Here is a 20,796-nt window from a genome sequence, read left to right on the forward strand (position 1 = left end):
AAGCGGCGCGGCACAACACTGTTGGACCACAGGTAACCCGAGGGAAGGCAGCCGCCATGAGTTATCCGCCAGGGCCCTACGGAGGTTCCCCAGAGTGGCAGAGTCAGCAGCCGGGCTGGCAGCCACCGCAACCCGGCTGGCCGGCCCAGCAGCCGGGCTACGCACCGGAGCCGGACAATTACCTCATCTGGGCGATCTTGACCACGCTGTTTTGTTGCCTGCCCCTTGGGATCGTCTCGATCGTCTACTCCTCCAAGGTTTCCGGCTTGTGGGCGCAAGGGCGCTACGCCGAGGCGCAGGCCGCCTCCGCCAGCGCCAAGAAGTGGGCCATCATCAGCGCAATCGGCGGAGTGGTGGTCGCGGTGGCCTTTGCGGTGATTTACATCGCCCTTATCCTGGTGGCGGTTTCGGTGGACCACAACACGGCTAGGCGGCAGCCACCTTTGGTGGGCTAGTCGCCGGTGACCGCGATCGAGTCGACCAACCCCCAGTCCCGTGCGGTGCCGGCGTCAATGGTTCGCCCGGAAAGCACCAGATATGCGGTGCGCCAGCGTCCGATTCGACGCGTCACGCTGACGGTGCCGCCGGCACCGGGGATCAGTCCCAGACTCAGTTCCGGTAGGCCGAATACCGAATCCGGTTGCGCCTGCACCCACCCACAGAACGCGGCCATTTCCAGGCCACTACCCAGCACCCGGCCATGCACTTCGGCGCGACAGGCCCGGCCCAGCCGGGCGGTGAGCGCAGCCAGCGCCAGCGCCGGGCTGTGCCTGGTGCGCGCCAGATGAGCGCTGGCGGGATCGGCGAAGGTACCGAGCTCGGCCAGATCGCCGCCACTACAGAACGATGGACCGTTGCCGCTCAACACGATCCCGCTCACCGAGGGGTCCAGCTGGGCTACGGTCAGCGCTTCCAGCAGCGCGGCCCGCGCATCGCCGGAAAATGCGTTGTGCCGTTGGGGCCGATTGAATCTGATTCTCAGGGTGTCATCGTCGCGCTCGGTCTGCACGGGATCGGCGATGTCGGGCAGGTCAGCGGGCCCGCGTTCGTCGAGCCAGCGAGCGAACTCCGGCCCGGCCTGCAATGTCGAATAGGCCAGCGATTCGGTCAGCACGCCGGCCAGTGTCGGGCCATCGGGATCTATCGTGCGCAGCACGTCGTCGCAGACGGCGCTGGCCTGCGGCCACCGTTGGCACCGCTGCCTTAGCTCGGCCAGAGTCTGTGACACCGACTCCACGGTGATCACCCTGCGGTCGGCACACGGGCCTTCGGCCAAGGTGAAAGTTGCCTCACTCAACCATGGTTCGGCTTCGGCGAGCTCGCTGGCCCAGCCGTGCGCCACGGTCACCCCCGGAGCCGAGATTTCGCCTGCGGCACGGGTGGCATCCGAGGCACGTGAGAGGTCAAACACACCGAACATGGTTATCCCGAATACTTTTCGATCAGTCCGTTCTTGTAGAGCTTGCCGGTGTCGGTGCGGGGCAGCTGCGCCTAGAAGGCAACCGATCGCGGACACTTGGAGTGCGACAGACGATCTCGCAGCCATTCCATGAGTTCGTCACCGAACTGGCTGGTCGCATCGGTCGGGTCGACGGTCTGCACGACGGCCATCACGCGCTGGCCCATCTCGTCGTCGGGTACGCCGAACACCGCCGCATCCATGACCTTGGGATGAGTCACCAAGATGTTTTCGGCTTCCTGCGGGTAGATGTTGACCCCGCCGGAGATGATCATGTGGTGGCGGCGATCGGTCAGGAACAGGTACCCCTGGTCATCCAGGTAGCCGACGTCGCCCACCGTCACCCAACCATGCTTGTCGCGGGAGGCGGCGGTTTTCGACGGATCGTTGAGGTACTCGAAGGAATAGCCGCCTTCGAAGTAGATTTCGCCGGCCTGGCCCGGCGGCAGCTCGACGCCGTCGGCGCCGAGGATGTGCACGCCACCTTGCATGGGTTTGCCGACCGAACCCGGGTGCTCGAGCCAGTCTTCGGCGGTGATCAATGTCGAGCCGATCGCCTCCGAAGAGGCGTAGTACTCGTCGATGATCGGCCCCCACCAGTCCATCATCTGTTTCTTGATCTCAACAGGACACGGGGCGGCGGCGTGCATGACTCGCTTCAGGCTGGATAAGTCATACGAATTACGAATGCTCTCAGGAAGTTTCAGCATCCGAGTGAACATGGCCGGCACAAACTGTGCGTGCGTTACCCGGTGGCGCTGGATCGCCTCGAGCGCCCCCTCGGGGTCGAACTTCTCCACCACGACCGTGGTGATTCCGCCGGCCTGCGCACTCATCGACCACACCGACGGCGCGGTGTGATAGAGCGGCGCCGGGCTCAGATAGATCGAGTCGGCGTCCATCCAATAGCCAACCAGGGCCGACATCATCCCGGGCGCAGCATCCGGGGCAACGTGGAGTAGTTCGCGCTTGATTCCCTTGGGCCGTCCGGTGGTTCCCGACGAATACTGCAGCAGGTCACCCTCGAGCTCGTCGTCGATCGCAGTGTCGGGTTGATCGGCCACGCATTGCGGATAGGGCTCCCAGCCGGTCAGGCAGCCTTCGGGCCCGGCCAGGATCAGCAGCTCGGGCGGGCCCGCCCGAAGATGTTCACCCAGACCGGCACAGGTATCGCGCAGCGCCGCCGAACCGACGATGGCCTTGGCACCGCTGTTCTCGATGATGTAGGCGGCTTCGGCCGCGGTCAGATGGGTATTGATGGGTACGTAATACAACCCGCTACGTCGAGCCGCCCACATGACCGCGTGGATGTGCTCGTTGTTTTCCATCAGGATGGCCACGGCGTCGCCCTCGCGCAGTCCCGCGCGGCGAAACCGATGCGCCAGCCGGTTGGCCCGCGCTTCCAGTTCGTCGAAACTGACTACCGTCCCCGAGGGATGCAGAATGACTGCAGGCTTATCCGCCCCGACGTGCTGGCGAATCTGCATGCTGCGACGTCATTCGGCGTCGCGCAGCCGCTCCTTGAGCGCGTCGAACTCGTCCTTGATGCCGGTCGGCAGCTTCTCACCGATGAACTGCAACCACTCCTCGATAAGAGGGAGCTCTTCGCGCCACTCTTGGGCGTTGACCGCGAGCGCTTCACTCACGTCGGCGGGGTTGGCGTCCAGCCCCTCCAGGTCCAGGTCCTCGACGGTGGGAACGGTGCCGATCGGTGTGGTCTTACCGCCGGCCTTGTGCTCGATGCGATCGACGATCCACTTCATCACGCGGCTGTTCTCGCCGAAGCCGGGCCACAGGAAGCGGTGGTCTTCGCCACGACGGAACCAGTTGACGAAGAAGACCTGCGGCAACTTGGACTCGTCGGAGTTCTTGCCGATGTCGATCCAGTGCTGGACGTAGTCGCCGACGTTGTAGCCCATGAACGGCAGCATGGCCATGGGGTCGCGCCGCACGTTGCCGACCTTGCCCTCGGCGGCGGCGGTCTGCTCGCTGCCCAGGGTGGCGCCGATGAACACACCGTGCTGCCAATCGCGTGCCTGGGTGACCAACGGAACGGTGGTCTTGCGGCGGCCGCCGAACAGGATGGCCGAAATCGGCACGCCCTGGGGGTCATCCCACTCGGGGGCCAGGATCGGGCATTGCGACATCGGGGTGCAGTACCGCGAGTTCGGGTGCGCGGCCGTGGTCTCGGTCTCGCGGACGTACCATTCGTTGCCCTTCCAGTCGACCAGGTGCTGAGGGTCGCCCTCCAGACCTTCCCACCAGACCTCGCCGTCGTCGGTCAGCGCGACGTTGGTGAACACCGTGTTGCCCGCGGCGATGGTGCGCATGGCGTTGGGGTTGGACTTCCAGTTGGTGCCCGGGGCCACCCCGAAGAAACCGAACTCCGGGTTCACCGCGTACAAGCGGCCGTCCTTGCCGAACCGCATCCAGGCGATGTCGTCGCCGAGGGTTTCGGCGCGCCAGCCCGGGATGGTGGGCTGCAGCATCGCCAGGTTGGTCTTGCCGCAGGCCGACGGGAACGCCGCCGCAATGTAGTACGCCTTGTTCTCGGGCGAAATCAGCTTGAGGATCAGCATGTGCTCGGCCAGCCAGCCCTCGTCACGAGCCATCGCCGAGGCGATCCGCAGTGAGTAGCACTTCTTGCCCAGCAGCGCGTTACCGCCGTAGCCGGAGCCGTAGCTCCAGATTTCCCGGGTCTCGGGGAAGTGGGTGATGTACTTGGTGTCGCTGCAGGGCCACGGCACGTCCGCCTGACCGTCTTCCAGCGGCGCGCCGACCGAGTGCAGTGCCTTGACGAAAAAGCCGTCCTGACCCATCTTCTCCAGCGCGGCGGTGCCCATGCGGGTCATCACCTTCATCGAAACCACGACGTATTCGGAGTCGGTGATCTCCACCCCGAGCTTGGGGTCCTCCGCACCCAGCGGACCCATGCAGAACGGCACCACGTACAGGGTGCGGCCACGCATGCAACCGCGGTACAGGTCGGTCATGAGCGTGCGCATCTCGCTCGGGTCCATCCAGTTGTTGGTGGGGCCGGCGTCGATCTCGCGCTCGGAACAGATGAAGGTGCGTGATTCCACCCGCGCGACGTCGGAGGGATCAGACAAAGCTAGGTAGGAGTTCGGGAATTTCTCGTCGTTGAGCCGGGTGAAGGTACCGGCGTCGACCAGTTGCGCGGAGAGCCGATGAAACTCCTCGTCGGAACCGTCAGCGAAAACAACCCGGTCGGGCTGGGTCAGTTCGGCGACCTCCTGCACCCAGGACAGCAGCCCCTGGTGATTAGTCGGCGCGGTGTCCAGACCGGGGATGGTCGCTGAGGTCATCGAACTCTCCTGGATTCTGTTACTTCGGTTCTTTGGTTTACTTACTTGCCATCGACTTCTTGGAATGCGATAGGTCTGCTCAAGTTTTTGCCGGCACGACTTTCGACCCGGTAGTGCTTTCATACAGGTTATCGCGCATCACTTGTGGGGGAAGCCGTGGGCGGGTATAAGCCTCCTCACAAGACCGATTCAGAAAGCCTCACTAACTCCCGAAATCGCGGCCATTTGCCTCAGAATGTCGCGGAAGCCCGGCCCCACCACCGGCCGTGGCGGTTCCCGGCGTAGCGGTACCCGATGATGTACCCGATTCGCCCAGTTCCGCACACACCGCCTCGAGCGCGGCCCGGATTGTCGGCATCTCGCGGTCGCGTCGCGCGGCGGCACGAGCCGCCGCCCTGGCATGCTCACGCAACTCGCTGTCGATGGCGCTGACCTGCGCGGCCGCCCGCGCGTTCGCGGCCTCGTCGCTGCCCCAGAGTGCGGTGGCCAACAGTGTTTCGGCGGCAAGCACCCGGCTGGCGACCAGTTGCTCCAGCGTGCAGCCCAGCGACGACAACACGTCAGCGGTCCAGCGTTCCAACACCGCACGGTCGGCGAGCAGGGCGCGGGTGCGCACCACCCATAGGGCCACGGCCAGGCCCACCACGACACACCCGAGGATTCCGGCCAGGGTCAGCCCCAGATCCAGGCCCGGAGCCAACCCGGCCAGCAGCCGGCTCAGCGTGAGCGCCACACCGAGTCCAAAACCGACACCCAAGACCATCATCAACCGCGTTTCCAGCCGCCGCGACGCCAACGGCGGGGCGGGCATCGCAACGGCCGGCAGCGGGTCGGCAGGCGGGAAGTCCACCGGCAAACTCATCTCTCGCGAGACGTCGACAAGCTGGGCGGTGATGCCATCGCCCACCTCGGTGACAATCTCGTCGATCCGGCCCCGGGCATAGCTCTGGAAATCGGCCAGCCGCCGCCGGGCCAGCCCCGCGATGTCCTCCTGCAGTTCGGTGCGCACCGACGCACAGCGGCTGCGCGCGAAATAGCACAACTGGACCCGCGCCTGCTGGATCTGACCGCGCAGCGCGATGGTGCGCCCGGTCCGGTCCTGACGCCGCCGCTGCAGGACAGAGCCGCGCTCTTCCCGCAATCCGTCCACGCGCGCCCGCCTGCCGGCACCCGCGGCGTCGCGGTTGAAGCGCTGCCCGGCCAGCAGCAGCCCGGCGTGCCAGGCGCGCAGCCTGTTGCGCCGGGCGATATCGGGGGCCGCCAGCTCGGTTCGCACGGTCGCCACCAGGTCGTCCACTCCCGGTGGGCCCAGTTGTGGCGCGGCGGCGACGCCCACCCAGGGCACCGCGCCGTAGCGCGGCGCGTGGGCGGCGAGCTTGGCGCGGTTCGCCGCCAGCACCTCCCGCCAGGTGCGGTGCAGGTCGATCTTCGTCACCGCGGCGATCACCACATCGGTGTGACCGGCGGCGGCATCCAGCAATGCGCAGTCAGATTCGGTCATCGGAGTCGCCGCGGACACCACGAACACCACCACTGTCGGCACAGCACCGGCTCCCAGCCGCGGCGATTCAACAAATCTGTGCTGTGGCAACCGCCGCCGCAATGCCGTGATCACACTGCTCGTCCCGGCCAGCCACGGACCGGTCACCAGCACCACATCGCGCCGGTTGATCGACGGCGCACCCAGCTTCGGCCCGATCGCTAGGACCAGCTCGTCAACCCGGGCCACCGCCTCGTGGTGGGCGCTGCCGATCACCGCGGCCGCCCACCCTCCGGCGGACCCGCGCACGCCAGCGATCCCGCGGCCCGGGACCAGAGCCGCAGCGATCCCCTGACGATGTCGGCACCGCACCAACGCCGTAGGTCACTGTCCGGGCTCTCAGCGGCGGGGCCGCGCTGAGACCGGTGGCGCCGCCAGCGCAGCGCCCGCTGCAGCTGGCGCCCGGATCGTCAGGGGGCACGGCCGCACCAAAGGGGTCGAGCCCCCACGTGGACGCCGCATCCAGGGCGGCCGACATGCGGGCCAGCACGGCGGCCTCACCGGCCAGGAACTCGCTGACTTGCTCGTCCGCCACGGCCAGGACCTCGAGTGCGGCGACTGCCTCGAGTACCCGGCCGTAGCGCACACCGGCACCGGCGGCGACCGCGTTCGCGACGACGGCATCGATTCCGCTGATCTTGCGCAACAACGCCCGTACCTGCGTCCGGGCCGCACCGCGCCGCAACGCTTCGATGGCGATCGCGACCCCGAACAGATCGAGTGACTCCAGCAATCGCAGCCGTTGCCCGGTGGGCACCCCAAGATCCGCGGACAGAAAGCCGGCATGGGAGCCATCGAGGGCGGCACCGGCCGCTGGATGGGCGGCCAGCGCGCGCAAGGCGCACCAGGACCGCTCATCGAGATCGTCGAGCGCGGCCACTGCCAACAGTGCGCTGATCGGCTCCACCGGCACGCCGGCCAGCGTCGACAAGAGCTCGCACCGCTGCAGCGCCCCGGCCATCGGCCCGGCACCCGCGAATCCGACGACATCGGTCTTGTCGGCCATGGTCAGGACCGCAAGCACCGGACGCTCGGTCGGCTCGAGCACGGCGATCCCTGCGCGATCCTCGGGCTTGACCACTTCGGCAAGGGCGTAGACCACCACGTCGGCGGGGTCGCCGCCGGACGTCACAGCCAGCCCCGCTGCGCTTCCCGCGCCGTCCAATGCCCGCGCCAGCGTGTTGCGGCCGACCCCGCGTCGTCCCCGCACGGCCACCCGTAAAGGTCGCGCGGCCCGCTCCGCGATCGCGCGAATACGCTGGTCAGCGGTGCTGGCGGCGAGACAGGTGAGCTCATCGACAAAAGCTTGATGCCCCGTCTGCATCGCAACCATCACCCCCATGGCATCCCCCTCGCGGCCACTTGCATGGTGACAGTTGCGGCGCGACGGCGCGAGTCACAACTAGTTAGAGATGTGCCGGCCGCTACCACCCCAAGACAACTGTTGGGTATCAATCTGGACCAGGAGCGGCTACGGCCGGGCTTCATGCGCCACGATGGACCAATGCATGTCCAGCCCGGGGTGGGGCTCCAGTCCGACACGTCGTCTTCGACCGGCACGGGGTCAGGCCCGGCGGACGAGCCAGAGGCCGAGAAGAGCGCGTGGGGCTATCTTCCCCCGACCGCCTTTCGTTCGCGCCATTCGGCACTGTCGAGCATCCAGCAGCAGACCTGGGAGCGGCGATGGCCGCAGCTGGGCCGGCAGGCAACGGCACACTCCCAGTCATCGGCACGCGGCCATGAGCCCATCAACCCCATCGACGCCCGGGCCTGGTTCGGCCGGGAGGCACCGGTGGTGCTGGAAATCGGCTGCGGCAGCGGCACCTCGACGCTGGCGATGGCGCAGGCCGAGCCCAACGTCGATGTGATCGCGGTGGAGGTCTATCGCCGGGGGCTGGCGCAACTGCTCTGCGCGATCGACCGGGCGGACCTGCAGCGAATCAACATCCGGTTGATCCGCGGTAACGGGATCGACGTGCTGCGCGATCTGATCGCCCCGGAATCCTTGACCGGAGTGCGCGTCTTCTTCCCCGATCCCTGGCCCAAGGCGCGCCATCACAAGCGCCGGCTGATACAGCCCAGCACGGTTGCCCTGATCGCCGACCGGCTACTCCCTGGAGGTGTTTTTCACGCGGCAACCGACCATCCCGGCTACGCCGAGCACATCATCGCCGCCGGCGATGCCGAGCCAGCGCTGGCACGAGTGGATCCGGGCGTCGATTCGCTTCCCGTCTCGGTGGTCCGTCCGACCACCAAGTACGAGATGAAAGCCCATAACGCGGGCAGCAGCATTAACGAGTTGATATGGAAAAAGCAGCGTTAGACGTGGCCGATAGGGAAACCTGAAATTAGATGAGCAAATGAGCCTGACCGAAGATGTGACCACACAGGGGTTCGATCCTGTGGCGGAGCCGCCGATGGTGGCCGGAGATTTGTCGCGCGACGGCCTGTCCGGCTCCGCGGCGCCGGCGGGCCGGGTCCTGTTGGTGTGGGATGCCCCGAACCTGGACATGAGGCTGGGTTCCATCCTCGGGCGACGGCCGACTGCGCTGGAAAGACCCCGGTTCGACGCACTCGGGCGCTGGTTGTTGGCCCGCACGACGCAGGTGTCCGCCACGGCACCGGACGGCCCGGACGTCAGGGTCGAACCCGAAGCAACCGTCTTCACCAATATCGCGCCCGGGAGCGCCGAAGTGGTTCGCCCATGGGTGGACGCGCTACGCAACGTCGGATTCGCGGTCTTCGCCAAGCCCAAGATCGACGAGGACAGCGACGTCGACCGTGACATGCTCGAGCACATCGATCAGCGGTACCGGGAGGGACTCGCGGCGCTGGTAGTTGCCTCCGCGGATGGCCAGGCATTCCGGCAGCCGCTGGAAAAGATTTCGCGAGCCGGAACCCCTGTTCAGGTGCTCGGATTTCGTGAACACGCCAGTTGGGCGCTAGCGTCGGATGCCTTAGAGTTTGTCGACCTGGAGGACATTGCTGGTGTTTTCCGCGAGCCGCTCCCGCGAATCGGCCTCGATTCACTGCCTGAGCAGGGAGCTTGGCTGCAGCCGTTCCGGCCGCTGTCCTCGCTGCTGAACTCGCGGGCGTGAGAATCGCGTGTGTGTGAAAAGGCCACGTCTCACCGACAATCGAAAAGCGCTGCGAAGCAAAGCAGAGCAATGCGCGGGTCGTTAACGATCCAGTAAGGAGCTCACGTGTTCGCCTGGTGGGGTCGAACTGTGTACCGCTACCGATTCATCGTAATCGGTGTCACGGTGGCACTATGCCTCGGCGGCGGCGTCTTCGGGCTGAGCCTGGGTAAGCACGTCACGCAGAGTGGTTTCTACGACGAGGGCAGTCAATCTGTGACGGCCTCGATCCTTGGCGACGAGGTCTACGGCCGCGACCGAACCGGCCACATCGTCGCGGTCTTCAAGGCCCCGGACGGCAAAACCGTCAATGACCCGGCGTGGTCGAAGAAAATCACCGACCAGCTGAACCAGTTTGTGAAAGACCACCCTGATCAGGTGCTGGGTTGGGCCGGCTACCTCAGGGCACCGGACAGCACCAGCCCGGTCATCAAGGGCATGGCCACCGATGACAAGAAGTACACGTTCGTCTCCATCCCACTCAAGGGCGACGACGACGACACCATCCTCAACAACTACAAGGACATCGCGCCGTCGCTGCAGAAGCTCGACGGCGGCACGGTCCAGCTCGCCGGCCTCGAGCCGGTGGCCGAGGGGTTGATCGGCACCATCGCCACCGACCAGCGCCGGATGGAAGTGCTGGCCCTGCCGTTGGTGGCCGTGGTGCTGTTCCTGGTCTTCGGTGGCGCGGTGGCGGCCTGCCTCCCGGTGATGGTGGGCGGGCTGAGCATCGCGGGCGCCCTGGGCATCCTGCGGCTGGTGGCGGTGTTCGGGCCGGTGCACTTCTTCGCCCAACCCGTCGTCTCCCTGATCGGTCTGGGTATCGCGGTGGACTACGGACTGTTCGTGGTCAGCCGGTTCCGAGAAGAGATCGCCGAAGGCTATGACACCGAGACGGCGGTACGCCGAACGGTGATGACGGCCGGGCGCACGGTGGCCTTTTCCGCGGTCCTGATCATGGCCTCGGGGGCGAGCCTGCTGATGTTGCCCCAGGGCTTCGTGAAATCGCTGACCTACGCCCTGTTAGCCGCGGTCGGCCTGGCCGCCCTGCTGTCGATCACACTGCTGCCCGCGTGCCTGGGCGTGCTGGGCAGGCACGTCGACGCGCTCGGCGTCCGGACCGCGTTCCGGGTGCCGTTCCTGCGGAACTGGAAGGTGTCGCGGGCCTACCTGAACTGGCTGGCCGACCGGCTGCAGAAGACCAAGACCCGCGAAGAGGTCGAGGCCGGCTTCTGGGGCAACCTCACCAACCGGGTGATGCGCCGCCCGCTGGTGTTCGCCATCCCGATCGTCCTCGGCATGATCCTGCTGGTCATCCCGCTGTTCAACCTGTCGCTGGGCGGCATGAGCGAGAAGTATCTGCCACCCAACAATGCGGTGCGCCAGTCGCAGGAACACTTCGACCAACTCTTCTCGGGATACCGCACCAATCCGCTGACCCTGGTGATCAAATCGACCAACAATCAGCCGGTCACCGACCAGCAGATTGCCGATATTCGCAGCAAGGCGATGTCGATCAGCGGGTTCATCGACCAGGACAACGACGCGGACAGTATGTGGCAGGAGCGGAGCTATGCGCCCGGTGGATCCAAGGATCCGTCGGTCCGGGTCCTACAGAACGGGTTGATCAACCCGGGTGACGCGCCCACCAAACTCGCGGAGCTACGCGCGATCACACCTCCCAAGGGCCTCGAGATATTTGTCGGCGGGACCCCGGCGCTGGAACAGGATTCGATTCACAGCCTGTTCGAGAACATGCCGGCGATGCTGGTCATCCTGCTCACGACCACCACGCTGTTGATGTTCCTGGCGTTCGGTTCGGTGGTGCTGCCAATCAAGGCGGCGGTGATGAGCGCGCTGACGCTCGGGTCCACGATGGGCATCCTGACCTGGATCTTCGTCGACGGACACGGGTCGGGCGTACTGAACTTCACCGCCACCCCGCTGACCGCGCCCGTCATCGCGCTGGTGGTGGCGGTCGGATACGGCCTCGCCACCGACTATGAGGTGTTCTTGATATCCCGCATGGTCGAGGCGCGCGAAAACGGCATGTCGACTCAGGAGGCGATCCGGATCGGCACGGCAACCACCGGTCGCCTCATCACCGCGGCCGCACTGGTGCTCGCCGTGGTCGCCGGCTCGTTCGTGTTCTCCGACCTGGTGATGATGAAGTATCTGGCGTTCGGGCTGATGGCGGCGTTGCTGCTGGATGCGACCGTGGTCCGGATGTTCCTGGTGCCGTCGGTGATGAAATTGCTCGGCGATGATTGTTGGTGGGCGCCGCGCTGGATGCGCCGCCTGCAGACCCGCATCGGGCTCGGCGAGATCCAGTTGCCCGACGAGCGGAAGCGCCCGGCCAACAACGGCAGCGCCCGCCCACCCGTCAAGGCCTCCCTGGCCGCGGCCACGGCCCGCGCACCGCATGACCCCACCCACCCGTCGGCCCCCGAGGCGGCTCGGCCGTCCCGTTCGGGCGGGCCCGCGCGAACTGAGCTCGGGTCGGCCCAGAGCGGTCCGTCCAGCGCCGGCACCAAAGAGATCCAGACCAGGGCCAGCCAGCCAAGCGACCCCCCGACCACCCGGCTCACGGCACCGGGGGCGCCACCCGCTCGCGGATCCAGCAATCCGACTCCACCGGCGCAGACCCGGCCCACCACGCCGGCGCCTCCCGCACCGGCCCCGCCGCCGGCGCCATCCGCCGGTCAGACGCGAGCCATGCAGATTCCGACAAACCGTTCCAGCGACACCGGCGGCGACCCGGCCGATCCAACGGCCGCGCTACCGATCCAGCGCCCGGAAGGGACCGACACGGAGGCCGCCACCGTGCAGCTGAATGCGCGCGGTAGGCAACCAGACGGCGGCGAGAATCCGCGGCCACGCCGCCGCGGAGCGGGCGGGGCCGGCGGGCTCAGCGCCCAGGATCTGCTGCGTCGTGAGGGACGCCTGTAGCAACGCCCCGGCGCCCGCAACCGGGCGCTGCGGGTACGGCCAGCGGTTCTACGCGACCGCCTAAGCGCGAGTTTGGTCAGCGCCGGCTTCGGCCTCAGTACCCTCGTCGGGCTCGTCGGGTTGCGCCGCGATGAGGGCCAGCGGATCCTGGTCCTGCTGCTGCGCTTCCGCGATCGGATCCTCGGCCAACAACACCCGCATCGCATTGTTGAAGAATGCGACGGTGGGGACCGCCAGCAAAGCACCGGCGATCCCGGCCAGCACGCCGCCGGTGGAAATGGCCAGCACCACACCCAGCGGGTGAATCGAGACCGCGCGGCCCATGACCAGGGGCTGAAGCAAATGCGCCTCGAGTTGATTGACGGTAATCAGCAAGGCCAGTGTGAGCAGGGCATACACCAGCCCCTTGGCCAGCAAGGCAACCACCACCGCCAACAAGCCGGAGATCAACGCACCGATCAGCGGGATGAACGCGCCCAGGAACACGATGGAGGCCAGCGGCAGGGCGAGCGGAACACCCATAACCGCCAACCCTGTCCCCACGCCGGCCGCGTCGGTCAGGGCCACCAGGAAGGTGGCCCGCACATACCCGATCAGTGACCCATAGCCCGCGCGTCCGGCCGCCATCGCGCGGTCACGGACATGGGCCGGGATGATCTTGGCGACGTACTGCCAGATGTTGCGGCCGTCGTAGAGGAAAAAAATCAGCGTGAACAACACCAGCACCGCGGCGGTCAGCAGTTCGGTGATGGTGGCCGCGGTGGAGATCGCGCCACTGGTCAACTTCGCCTGGTTGTTGTGCAGCGCTTCGATCGCGGCGTTGCCCGCGTTGTCTATCTGTTCACGGCGCAGGTGCGGCGGCCCCTCGATCAGCCATTTGCGGCTGGAGTCGATGCTGTGCTCCACCTGGTAGGCCAGATCGGGCAGACCAACGATGAACTGGCTGATGACGAACGTCAGGATGCCGCCGAGGATGGAAAACCCGCCCAGCAAGACCAGCGACACCGCGGCACCACGTGGCAGCCCCCTGGCGTCCAGCCAGTCCACCACCGGCACCAGCAATGCGCTGAGCATCAGCGCCAGCAGCACCGGCACGACAATGATTTCGAGCTTCTTGATCACCAGCAAGAGGGCCACCAGAGCGGCCAGGATGACAAGTAAGCGCCACGACCAGGCCGCCGTCTTGCGGACCAGCGGGGCTACCGAGGCATCGTCGAGGCTCGCCGACATCCGGCAAGCCTAACCGGGCGCCGGACCCGGCTCTCCCGCAAATTCCCCCGAGCTGATCGCGGGCGCCCGCGGCGCTTCGGGCTGCCACCGCCACCACGATCCGGTCACGACCCCAGAACGAGGCAGACACGGTCAGTGACGTGCGGCGATCGTGGCATCACCTGCGCGGTTACCCTTATTCGATGTCGTTTGACGCCCCCGTCCGCAAACTCCGCCAGCGTGTGGGGGCGCTGCCCCGCGCTCGCGGGACGGAGGCACCCCGTGGCAAGTACTGGTGGCTGCGGTGGGCCGTGCTCGGCATCGTCGCGATCGTGCTTGCCGTCGAGGTGGCGCTGGGCTGGGACCAGCTGGCCAAAGCCTGGATGAGCATGTATCAGGCCAAGTGGTGGTGGCTGCTCGCGGCGATGGTGGCCGCGGCGGCGTCGATGCACAGTTTCGCGCAAATCCAGCGCACCCTGCTGAAGTCCGCGGGTGTGCACGTCCGCCAACTTCGGTCCGAAGCCGCGTTCTACGCCGCCAACTCGCTGAGCACCACCCTCCCCGGCGGTCCGGTGTTGTCGGCCACGTTCCTGCTGCGCCAGCAACGCATTTGGGGCGCCTCTACGGTGGTGGCGTCGTGGCAGCTGGTGATGTCGGGAGTGCTGCAGGCGGTGGGCCTGGCACTGCTCGGCCTGGGTGGTGCCTTTTTCCTGGGCGCCAAGAACAACCCGTTCTCACTGCTGTTCACCCTGGGCGGGTTCATCGCGTTGCTGCTGCTTGCCCAGGCGGTGGCCTCACGTCCGGAGTTGCTCGAGGGAATCGGCCGCCGGGTGCTGACGTGGGTCAACTCGATCCGCGGCCGGCCGGCCGCGACCGGCATGGAGAAGTGGCGTCAGATTCTCATGCAACTCGAGTCGGTGAGCCTGAGCCGGCGCGATTTGGGAGTGGCATTTAGCTGGTCGCTTTTCAACTGGATCGCCGACGTCGCGTGTCTGGGCTTCGCCGCATACGCCGCGGGCGACCACGCGTCGGTCGCCGGGTTGACCGTTGCCTATGCGGCGGCCCGCGCGGTGGGCACCATCCCGTTGATGCCGGGTGGACTGTTGGTGGTCGAGGCCGTGCTGGTGCCTGGTTTGGTATCCAGCGGCATGGCCCTGCCCAACGCCATCTCCGCGATGCTGATCTATCGGCTGATCAGCTGGTTGTTCATCGCCGCGATCGGCTGGGTGGTGTTGTTCTTCATGTTCCGCACCGAGAAGGCCGCCGATTCCGACGCTGACGACCCGCCAACCGACCCAAATCTGGCGATCGTCATCCCCATCCCGGGCGAACTGTACGAGGACCCGGCCGAAACGGCCCTGCAAGGTCCGCTACCGCCCCCCGACCGCGGGTGCGAGGGCAACCCCGGACGCGTCGGCTAGCTCAGCCAGCGCGGTTCGCCGGCGCCGGCCCGGGCAGCGGGCCCGCCGCCACGGGCAGATTCCCCGGCGTCAGCGGCAGCCCAACGGCCGGTAGTCCCGACAAAGCACCGCCATCTTGGGCCGCCTGCGCCAGCCCCACCGCCTGCGACAGCGTGATCGGCAGCCGGCACTGCGTTGAGAGATTGGTCAGCGGCTGCGACAGCGACTGCAGGTCGCTGGCGACTTTGGGATTCTTCTCCAGATAGCTCTTCAGCGATCCGAACGATTGCGGGCCCGCGGAGCCCTGGAAGGCCGCGGTCATCGCCTGATTGGTCTCCGGATGCGAGTCCAGGTAATCGCCCGTCTGCTTGGCGACCGAACCGATCGTTCTGGCCACTTCACTGGCGGCACATGGATCGGTAGCACCGGTGGCCGTCGGCTCTGCCACCGTCACGAGCGCGAGGCCCGGCAGCCCGACGGCGACCAATGCGGCGAACAGCCCGCGGCGCTTTGTCGCATTGCCTGACTTCATGGATAACTCCTCATGGATTGCATAACGTACGAATTCCCTTGCCACGCCAGTGGCGGCGATCAGCGACGCATTCCGTCGCGATCTTTCTGGACTGTCCCGGGTTGGTACTCGGATCGACCCAAGTCCCCCGCGTGGACATCAGCCATACTGCCATCTCCGGCGCGGGCACCGCCAACTCGCGCCGCGGCCCTGCGGCCGCCCGGTGAACTTCACAGTGTCTTCCGAGCGTCCTGGCAGTGTCGGCATCGTTGCAGCTCAGCAACCAATAAACGGACCTACTCCACATTTGTCTGCGGTAGGCTCGCGAGCAACGCGTCGCGTGAGAATTACGGGGAGTCCGACATCCAGCAGTTTATGATGCGCCTGAGCCGCAACCTGCGCAGATTCCGCTGGTTGGTGTTCACCGGATGGATGCTGGCTCTGGTCCCGGCAATCTATCTGGCGCTGACTCAGTCAGGGAATCTCACCGGTGGCGGCTTCGAGGTCGCCGGGTCCCAGTCACTTCGGGTACACGATGTGCTCGAGGCGCAATACCCCGACCAGGGGGCATCCTCCCTGGCCCTGGTGGCGACCCCGCGCCCGGATGCCAGCTACCAGGACATCACCGGCGCGGTCGCGCAACTGAGACGAATTGCCGGCGAATTTCCCGGGGTCTCGGAGGTGCCCGACCCCACCCAGCGGCCCCCGCAACCCGATCGGCCCTACGTGGCGTCGCTGCGCCTGGACGCCCGCAACGCGGGCACCAGCGACCTCGCCAAGAAGCTGCGCGCGCGAGTCGGCGTGGAAGGCGACAAACCGGGACAGACGGCGGATGGCCGGGTACGGCTCTACGTCATCGGCCAGGGTGCGCTCAGCGCCGCTGCGGCGGCGAACACCAAGCACGACATCGCCGCCGCGGAACGCTGGAACCTGCCCATCATCCTGATCGTCTTGTTGGCGGTGTTCGGCTCGCTGGCCGCCGCGGCCATCCCGCTGGCGCTGGGGATCTGCACCGTCGTGGTCACGATGGGCCTGGTCTACCTGCTGTCGATGCACACCACGATGTCGGTGTTCGTGACGTCGACGGTGTCGATGTTCGGCATCGCGCTGGCCGTCGACTACTCGCTGTTCATCTTGATGCGTTTCCGCGAGGAGTTGCGCTCCGGCCGTCAGCCCCAGGAGGCGGTGGACGCCGCCATGGCCACGTCCGGGCTGGCGGTGGTGCTGTCCGGCATGACCGTCGTCGCCTCGCTCAACGGTATCTACCTGATCAACACCCCGGCGCTGCGATCCATGGCCACCGGGGCGATCCTCGCGGTGGCCGTCGCCATGCTGACATCGGCCACCCTGACGCCCGCGGTGCTGGCCACCTTTGCCCGGGCCGCCGCCAAGAGGTCGGCCCTGCTGCATTGGTCGCGCCGGCCGGAAAGCACCCAGTCCCGGTTCTGGACCCGCTGGGTGGGCTGGGTGATGCACCGGCCCTGGATCACCGCGTTGTCGGCTTCGCTCGTGCTGCTGCTGATGGCGGCACCGGCGGCGTCGATGGTGCTGGGCAACAGCCTGTTACGCCAGTTCGATTCCTCGCACGAGATCCGCGCCGGGGTGTCCGCGGCGGCCCAGGCCCTGGGGCCGGGCGCGCTGGGTCCGGTCCAGGTGCTGATCAAGTTCCCCGACGGCGGCGCCTCCACGCCCGCACACAGCCAGACGGTCGGCGCGGTCCGCCAGCGGATGGCCCAAGGTCCCAACGTCACCACGGTGGCACCGCCGAAATTCGCCGAGGACAACGACAGCGCGCTGCTGAGCGCGGTGCTGTCGGTGGATCCCGAGGACATGGGTGCCCGCCACACCGTCGACTGGATGCGCAGCGAGCTACCGCAGGTTGCCGGCGGCGCCCAAGTCGACGTCGGCGGATCGACCGCGCTGATCAAGGATTTCGATGACCGGGTGTCGGCGACCGAGCCGCTGGTGCTGGCCTTCGTCGCGCTGATCGCCTTCGTGATGCTGTTGATCTCGATCCATTCGGTGCTGCTGGCGCTCAAGGGCGTGCTGATGACCTTGCTGTCGGTGGCGGCGGCCTACGGCAGCCTGGTCATGGTGTTCCAATGGGGCTGGGGGGAACGGCTCGGCTTCCCCCAGCTGACCTCCATCGACTCCACGGTGCCGCCGCTGGTCCTGGCGATGACCTTCGGGCTGTCCATGGACTACGAGATCTTCCTGCTCACTCGAATCCGGGAACGCTTCCTGCACACCGGCCGGACCCGCGACGCGGTGGCCTACGGCGTGAGCACCAGCGCACGCACCATCACCAGTGCGGCGCTGATCATGATAGCGGTGTTCTGCGGATTCGCCTTCGCCGGCATGCCGCTGGTGGCCGAGATCGGCGTCGCCTGCGCCGTCGCGATCGCGGTGGACGCCACGATCGTGCGGCTGATCATGGTGCCGGCCCTGATGGCGATGTTCTCGCAGTGGAACTGGTGGTTGCCCAGATGGCTGGGCCGGATCCTGCCGTCGGTGGACTTTGACCGGCCGTTGCCCGAGGTCGACCTCGCTGACGTCGTGGTCATTCCCGAGGACATCGCCGCGACGATTCCGCCCGGCGCCGACTTGCGCATGGTGCTCAAGTCGGCGGCCAAGCTCAAGCAGCTGGCACCCGACACCATCTGCGTGGCGGACCCCCTCGCATTCACCGGCTGTGAGCGGGTCGGCAAGGGGCCGGAGCGGATTCCCGAGCTCGTCAAGGACGGCCTCAACCTGGCCGGCGGCACCGACACCGCGGGACCGGGCGGTGCCGCTGAGGCCAAGAACGGTTCCAACGGGCAGTCGGCCGCGCGAAAGGCCGTCGGCCTGGCCTACCGCAGCGGCATCGCGCGCGCGATGTCGTGGGCGGAGCGCCCGGTCCATCCGGTCACCGTGTGGCGCGGGCGGCTCTCGATCGCACTGGACGCGCTGGAAACCAACGCCTCCGAGCGGCGGGCCGGCCCGGGCAGCGGGCGAGAGCCCAGCTACCGGCGGCGCAGCCCGGTGGAAACCACCAACGTCCAATTGCCCACCGGGGACCGGCTGCTGATCCCGACCGGGGCCGAAACGTTGCGTCTCAAGGGCTACCTGATCATGAGCCGTAACAGCAGCCGGGATTACGCCGAACTTGCAGACATGGTCGAAGCGATGGAACCCGAGACCGCGGCCGTCGTACTGGCGGGGATGGACAGGTACTACTGTTGTCAACCGCCAAGGCGGCAATGGATCGCCGCCCAGCTGGTTCGGCGTCTTGCGGATCCGCATCCGTCTGATGTCGACGTTGAGTGGCCCCAGCCCGATGACAAGGCAGACTGGGAGGAAGTCCGGCAACGCTGTCTGGCGGTGGCAGTAGCCATGTTGGAGGAGGCGAGGTGACGTTGGCAACCGACCAGCGGAAACCTGCGCAAGTACAGCCGCCGCACCGCCCCGATGGTGACAACCGCGAGCACTTCGTTGACCAGCCGGTGGAATTTTGGCCGACGGCAGCCATCCGTTCCGCGCTACAGAGCGACGATATCGCCACCTGGAAGCGCATCGCCGCCGCGCTCAAGCGCGACCCCTACGGTCGCACCGCGCGCCAGGTGGAAGAGGTCCTCGGCGGAGCCCGGCCGATTGGCATCTCCAAAGCGCTGTGGGAGGTGCTGGACCGGGCCCGAGCCCATCTGGAAGCCAATGAGCGCGCCGAGGTCGCCCGTCACGTCAAGCTGCTGATGGATCGATCGGGTCTGGGCCAACAGGAATTCGCGTCCCGCATCGGCGTTTCGCCCGAGGACCTGGCCGCCTACCTGGACGGCAGCGTGAGCCCGTCGGCTTCGCTGATGATCCGGATGCGTCGCCTGTCCGACCGGTTCGTGCGGGTCAAGAACACCCGCGCGGCCGACTCCGACCAGGACGCGGCTAGCGGGAGTTGATCGGCACCACGTCGAGCACCAGCCAATCGTTGCCGCGCTTGGTCAAACTCACCCGCAACGCGGGCGCGGCCTGACTGGGCGGTTGACCGGGCGAGTTCTGGGTCACCCGCAGAATCACCGCGACACTGGCCGCCGACGGCCCCAGCGCCTCAACCCCGGCCGACAGCGTGTCGGCCTGGGCGGTGATCTTGTGTTGCACCAGATCGGCGCTGGATTTGGCGTACTGCGCTTTGAACTCCGCGACCCGCTCGGGCACCATCATCGCGGCGGCCCGGTCGGCTGACGCGTTGGGCGCACCCGACGAGAAGGAGGCCACCGCCTCGGCCATTCCGGTGGCGATCGCGACCACCCTTCGCGAGTCCCGGTTGAAGTCGCGGTCGGGGGACGTCCAGTGGGTGTATCCGGTCAGCACCGCGGCCACCAACGCAGCAGTGCACAAAAAGACCACCGCCAGGCGCAGCCCGGGCGCCTCGTCGTCGGTGCCTACAGTGACCGCATCGCGGCGGAACAGCCAAAAATTGACGGCCACCCCTTCCAGGACCAACAGGACCAGGACCGAGCACGCCGATATCCACCACCACGGCCAGCCCAGGATGAAACCGATCATGACCAGCGCCGCGATCGCGACCAGCGGGGCCAAGATGTCGAATGCGGCAAGCCGCCATGCGTTTCTCATCGGATCGAAGCCAGCCCGGAGACCAACAGCTTGCCGTCGACATCGGAGACTTCCACCCGCAGGCTCCAATGCACCGTCTGCGGCTTGACGCCGGCGTTCTCGGCGACCGATGTCGCCACCAGCAGCACCGAGTCTGTTCTGCTGGCAAACGGCGGCAGCTTGGTGGTCACCACCGGCCGAGCGGTACCGGGCCGGGTGTCCAGATCGCGGTGCACCGTTTCGATCGCCACCGCCTCGATCCGGCCGCTGCTGTGTGTCTGCAACTTCTCCACCACCTGCCGGTAGGGCTGCACGGCCGCGTCGAAGTCGGTGTTGAGCTGTCCGACCGTGCCGTCGTGCAGCTGCTGCAGGCTGGAGTCGATGTTGCCGGCGTTCATGTTGATCAGCACATCCGTCCATTCGGCGGCGGCCTGCATGACACGGGTCAGGTAGACGCGCTCGGAGATTTCGTCGCGGTGGCCGATCCAGATCAGCACACCGAGCACCACCGCGGCCACCGACAGCACGCCGAGGAAGGCCGAGCCGACGCCATAGCTGGAGAACATCCCTTCGCCGGACGACTCCCCCTCGGTAGCGGCGGGCGCTGAGTCTGCAGAATCCGGATCGGAGTCTTTGGCGGTATCGGCCGCGGCGTCGTCTGGCATGGCCCGATCGTCGCAC

14 protein-coding genes and 2 pseudogenes are annotated in these 20,796 nt (G+C 67.0%); 7 read left to right on the forward strand and 9 right to left on the reverse strand.

All coding sequences use genetic code 11. The annotated features are described in order from the left end of the window. The first annotated feature begins 56 nt into the window (after positions 1-56). Positions 57-455 carry a CD225/dispanin family protein gene (locus tag SHTP_RS23820; protein ID WP_096371975.1) on the forward strand — a complete coding sequence of 133 codons (399 nt, stop codon included), beginning with the start codon at positions 57-59 and terminating at the stop codon, positions 453-455. Here the strand turns inward: SHTP_RS23820 and SHTP_RS23825 are convergent. From SHTP_RS23825 to SHTP_RS23845, 5 genes and pseudogenes are all read right to left on the reverse strand, one after another. Continuing rightward, positions 452-1,420 carry an enoyl-CoA hydratase/isomerase family protein gene (locus SHTP_RS23825; protein ID WP_096371976.1) on the reverse strand — a complete coding sequence of 323 codons (969 nt, stop codon included), beginning with the start codon at positions 1,418-1,420 and terminating at the stop codon, positions 452-454. The genes SHTP_RS23820 and SHTP_RS23825 overlap by 4 nt on opposite strands. A gap of 2 nt (positions 1,421-1,422) precedes the next feature. Continuing rightward, positions 1,423-2,946 (reverse strand): annotated as a pseudogene (gene fadD4, locus SHTP_RS23830) (fatty-acid--CoA ligase FadD4). Between the two features lie 9 nt (positions 2,947-2,955). Further along, on the reverse strand, positions 2,956-4,785 hold the full coding sequence (locus SHTP_RS23835) for a phosphoenolpyruvate carboxykinase (GTP) (protein ID WP_096371977.1): 1,830 nt from the start codon (positions 4,783-4,785) through the stop codon (positions 2,956-2,958). Positions 4,786-4,987: 202 nt separating this feature from the next. Next, the gene (locus tag SHTP_RS23840) at positions 4,988-6,541 is read right to left on the reverse strand and encodes a hypothetical protein (RefSeq protein ID WP_231991557.1); all 1,554 of its coding nucleotides are present in this window, start codon (positions 6,539-6,541) and stop codon (positions 4,988-4,990) included. Continuing rightward, a pseudogene (locus SHTP_RS23845) lies at positions 6,538-7,667 on the reverse strand (hypothetical protein). The gene SHTP_RS23840 and the pseudogene SHTP_RS23845 overlap by 4 nt, the downstream one beginning before the upstream one ends. Before the next feature lie 144 nt (positions 7,668-7,811). On the opposite strand from SHTP_RS23845, the gene trmB reads away from it, so the two are divergent. From trmB to mmpL3, 3 genes are all read left to right on the forward strand, one after another. After that, positions 7,812-8,648, forward strand: a complete 837-nt coding sequence (gene trmB / locus SHTP_RS23850; protein ID WP_172900704.1) for a tRNA (guanosine(46)-N7)-methyltransferase TrmB — start codon at positions 7,812-7,814, stop codon at positions 8,646-8,648. A 37-nt stretch (positions 8,649-8,685) separates the two neighbouring features. Beyond that, positions 8,686-9,423 (forward strand): NYN domain-containing protein, encoded by a 738-nt coding sequence (locus SHTP_RS23855; protein WP_096371980.1) that lies wholly within the window; start codon positions 8,686-8,688, stop codon positions 9,421-9,423. Positions 9,424-9,528: 105 nt separating this feature from the next. Next, positions 9,529-12,411 carry a trehalose monomycolate exporter MmpL3 gene (gene mmpL3 / locus SHTP_RS23860; RefSeq protein ID WP_096371981.1) on the forward strand — a complete coding sequence of 961 codons (2,883 nt, stop codon included), beginning with the start codon at positions 9,529-9,531 and terminating at the stop codon, positions 12,409-12,411. A 60-nt stretch (positions 12,412-12,471) separates the two neighbouring features. Here mmpL3 and SHTP_RS23865 read toward each other — a convergent pair whose 3' ends face one another. Beyond that, positions 12,472-13,641 (reverse strand): AI-2E family transporter, encoded by a 1,170-nt coding sequence (locus SHTP_RS23865; protein WP_096371982.1) that lies wholly within the window; start codon positions 13,639-13,641, stop codon positions 12,472-12,474. Between the two features lie 182 nt (positions 13,642-13,823). On the opposite strand from SHTP_RS23865, the gene SHTP_RS23870 reads away from it, so the two are divergent. After that, entirely contained in the window at positions 13,824-15,041 is a 1,218-nt protein-coding gene (locus tag SHTP_RS23870) for a lysylphosphatidylglycerol synthase transmembrane domain-containing protein (protein WP_096371983.1), read from the forward strand. Position 15,042: 1 nt separating this feature from the next. Here SHTP_RS23870 and SHTP_RS23875 read toward each other — a convergent pair whose 3' ends face one another. Then, entirely contained in the window at positions 15,043-15,552 is a 510-nt protein-coding gene (locus tag SHTP_RS23875; RefSeq protein ID WP_012392419.1) for a hemophore, read from the reverse strand. Positions 15,553-15,906: 354 nt separating this feature from the next. Between SHTP_RS23875 and SHTP_RS23880 the strand changes: the two genes are divergently transcribed. Both SHTP_RS23880 and SHTP_RS23885 read left to right on the forward strand, forming a co-directional pair. After that, on the forward strand, positions 15,907-18,924 hold the full coding sequence (locus SHTP_RS23880; protein WP_096371984.1) for an MMPL family transporter: 3,018 nt from the start codon (positions 15,907-15,909) through the stop codon (positions 18,922-18,924). Further along, positions 18,921-19,460 carry a helix-turn-helix domain-containing protein gene (locus SHTP_RS23885; RefSeq protein ID WP_096371985.1) on the forward strand — a complete coding sequence of 180 codons (540 nt, stop codon included), beginning with the start codon at positions 18,921-18,923 and terminating at the stop codon, positions 19,458-19,460. The genes SHTP_RS23880 and SHTP_RS23885 overlap by 4 nt, the downstream gene beginning before the upstream one ends. On the opposite strand, the gene SHTP_RS23890 is transcribed toward SHTP_RS23885, so the two are convergent. Next, positions 19,447-20,136 carry a hypothetical protein gene (locus SHTP_RS23890; RefSeq protein WP_096371986.1) on the reverse strand — a complete coding sequence of 230 codons (690 nt, stop codon included), beginning with the start codon at positions 20,134-20,136 and terminating at the stop codon, positions 19,447-19,449. The genes SHTP_RS23885 and SHTP_RS23890 overlap by 14 nt on opposite strands. Further along, positions 20,133-20,780, reverse strand: a complete 648-nt coding sequence (locus tag SHTP_RS23895) for a hypothetical protein (RefSeq protein ID WP_012392416.1) — start codon at positions 20,778-20,780, stop codon at positions 20,133-20,135. The genes SHTP_RS23890 and SHTP_RS23895 overlap by 4 nt, the downstream gene beginning before the upstream one ends. Positions 20,781-20,796: the final 16 nt, after the last annotated feature.

The organism is Mycobacterium ulcerans subsp. shinshuense, from assembly GCF_002355775.1.
Classification (GTDB): Bacteria; Actinomycetota; Actinomycetes; order Mycobacteriales; family Mycobacteriaceae; genus Mycobacterium; species Mycobacterium marinum.